The organism is Kordia sp., from assembly GCF_050633145.1.
Lineage (GTDB): Bacteria > Bacteroidota > Bacteroidia > Flavobacteriales > Flavobacteriaceae > Kordia.
On sequence record NZ_JBOEFY010000104.1, the window covers coordinates 1 to 2,904 of the forward strand.

1 protein-coding gene is annotated in these 2,904 nt (G+C 30.5%); it reads right to left on the reverse strand.

All coding sequences use genetic code 11. The annotated features are described in order from the left end of the window. Window positions 1–91: 91 nt before the first annotated feature. Complete coding sequence (locus tag ACRBBL_RS27275; protein ID WP_431372276.1) at window positions 92–2,635, reverse strand: T9SS type A sorting domain-containing protein; 2,544 nt, start codon at window positions 2,633–2,635, stop codon at window positions 92–94. Between the last annotated feature and the right edge of the window lie 269 nt (window positions 2,636–2,904).

The following is a 2,904-nucleotide window of genomic DNA, read 5'->3' on the forward strand; positions in this document are numbered from 1 at the left end:
TGTAGTCAGTAAATGATGTTAATTGGTGTGTATTTAATAAAAAAACACCTCACAAGAGTGAGATGTTTTTATGCAAGAAAGTATTAAAAGCTTATTTTTTTATGATTTTATATGTACCATGATTTTTTATTGATAGTAAATAGAATCCCGTTTTTAAATTAGAAGTATCAATACTATTATTTTCTTGCGAAACTGTTCCTTTTTGTACTACTTGTCCTGATAGATTATAAAATTTGTATTCATAATCATTTGTAGCGCCACTAATTACTATAAATTGTGTGGTTGGATTAGGAAATATTGATAATTGAATAGTATTAACTTTACTATTAAAGATAGTATTTGTAGTTGATTGTCTTCCTGCTAAATCGTTTGTAACCGATACAAATAAACGCTGCCAATCGTACTCTCCTTCACAATCTGTAACTTTTACCTGAACAATATATTCTCGGTCAAGATTACTATCTAATGGATTTTCATAATCAGGCGCGTTTATAAATCTTAATTCTCCTGTTGATGAATTAATTTCAAAAAACTCTTGATCAAAATTTTCAACAACTCCATCATTTGGAGGATATACAATTTCATACGTCATATTATTACTCATACATTCATTTGAATTGTTTGCAGTTACTGTAGTAACAAATGTTTCATTTTCTAAAATTTCTACCGCAGCGCCTTGTCCGGCTCCATTACTTGTTATTATTGGTCCAGTATTTAAAACTGTAACAAATAAACGCTGCCAATCGTACTCTCCTGCATAATTTGTAGCTTTCACCTGAACAATATACACTTGATCAGCATTACTATCTAATGGGTTTTCATAATCAGGTGCGTTTATAAATCTTAATTCTCCTGTTGATGAATTAATTTCAAAAAACTCTTGATCAAAATTTTCAACAACTCCATCATTTGGAGGATATACAATTTCATACGTCATATTACTATTCATACATCCATTTAAATTGTTTGCAATTACAGTAGTAACGAATGTTTCATTTTCTATAATATTTATTGCAGCTCCTTCTCCAGCTCCATTACTTGTTATTGTTGGAACTTGATTATCTGTAGAACAATTATTAGTGTCAGTTGACCAATCAACAATATTTATATCATTTGGATATACACAAGAGGTATTCATACTAGAAAATCCAAAATCACAATTTGTAACGGTTACATTTGGATTGATAGCACTAGGATCTATATATACATTAGATTCTATGTATATGTTATGTCTAGTCACCTGAGATTCATTTGAACAAACTATTTTACAATTTTCAATCAAATTACTTAAGCCGTTTTGTATATGAATGTTATCATAGGTATTGATCTGGGCAACTCCATTGTTTTTAAAAAATAAACTCTTAATTTTATTATCTCCTCCATAAATACCATTTCCTGTTCCATCAGCTAAGTTTTCATTATTATCAATAAATAAACCATGCTTTCCATTATTCTGAACAAGTCCTCCTGTAATAGTCGCTTTTCCTTGATTTTTTCTAAGAACAGGATAATCACAATTACATTGATCACACTTATTTATATGAAATTCAGGGTCTTCATAATTGGTGATATCATTTTCACAACCGCCAGCACCATCAATTCTAATACCATCACCAGTATTATTCTCAGAAATAATATTGTTTACCGTTGCAAATCCTCCCTCTTTTACTTCAAGTCCGTGAACTGCTATAGTATATCCTAAAGCACCATTACCTCGAGCAATTACATTATTTAATGTAACATTTCCTGTTGTTGGAGGATACCCTTCTAATTCATAATTTGTATATGGCGCTTGAATTGTAAATCCATTTCCTGCATTATTTTCAGCTAGTACATCTTCAATTACCAAATTGGTAACATCTCCCCAATAATTTGGTTCTACATCTATTCCTGCTCCTGGTCGTACTCTATCAAATTCATTTTCTAATACAAGCTTACCTGTATTAATAACTCTACTATTTTTAATAGTTAAATTATTAGACCACGTAACAGAAATCCCATTTCTTCTGTTATTATCCGCAGTAATATTTTCGATAAGTCCTCCTTCAGTAGCATTAGCAAGTATTATTGTTCCTGGTAAATGTCTTGATCCTCCTACTGCTATTCCATCTCCCCATGATTCAGTTAGCGTAACATCCTTAATAGACCAGTTTGTAGCTCCATGGTTTACATAAATTAGATATGTATTCTCTCCTCCTTTTGGTGATGTCAAAGAATGATGAGAAGCTAAATCACCACGGATAGTTCCTCTTCCTTCTACGTGAACATCATCATTTTTGAGTTCTATAATTCTAATCTTATCTTTATTTGTTGTAGCTTGATATAGTACTGCTCCTTTTTTGAATTCTATTGTCACACCATCAATAGGTACTAAGGCTATTCTCCTTTCATCATTAGCACTATTAGATATAGCTGTTCCATCACAAGCAGTAATCTCTGGAGGTTCAGGAACATTCCAAGTTCCAGCACGAATAATCAAACGTTTCTCGGTAGATTGATTTGCGGCATCCATGGCCTCTTTATATTCACAAAATGTTGGGTTTGCTGGATCAGTAAAATAGTCGTCGAGATAAACTTGTGCATTTACATAAAAGAATGTAAAAAACAACATTGTAGAAAAATAAATTTTTTTCATAATAAATGGTTTAAAAATTAATGATTCAACAAATAACTAAAGATGTGAATTTAAATCAAAAGCATTATACCCTTAATTATCGAATCAAAGGATATTAATAGTAGAAATAGTAGCGATTACTATATAAATCATTGTAATTTTTAAGTTCTCATTTATAATCGAACATTATAGAACTTATCTATACTGGTTGCATTAAAATTAGTCCTAGACAAAAAATCTAAAATCAAATCTTTTATTCATTTTAAAAGCAATTCCACAGTTTTTCTATT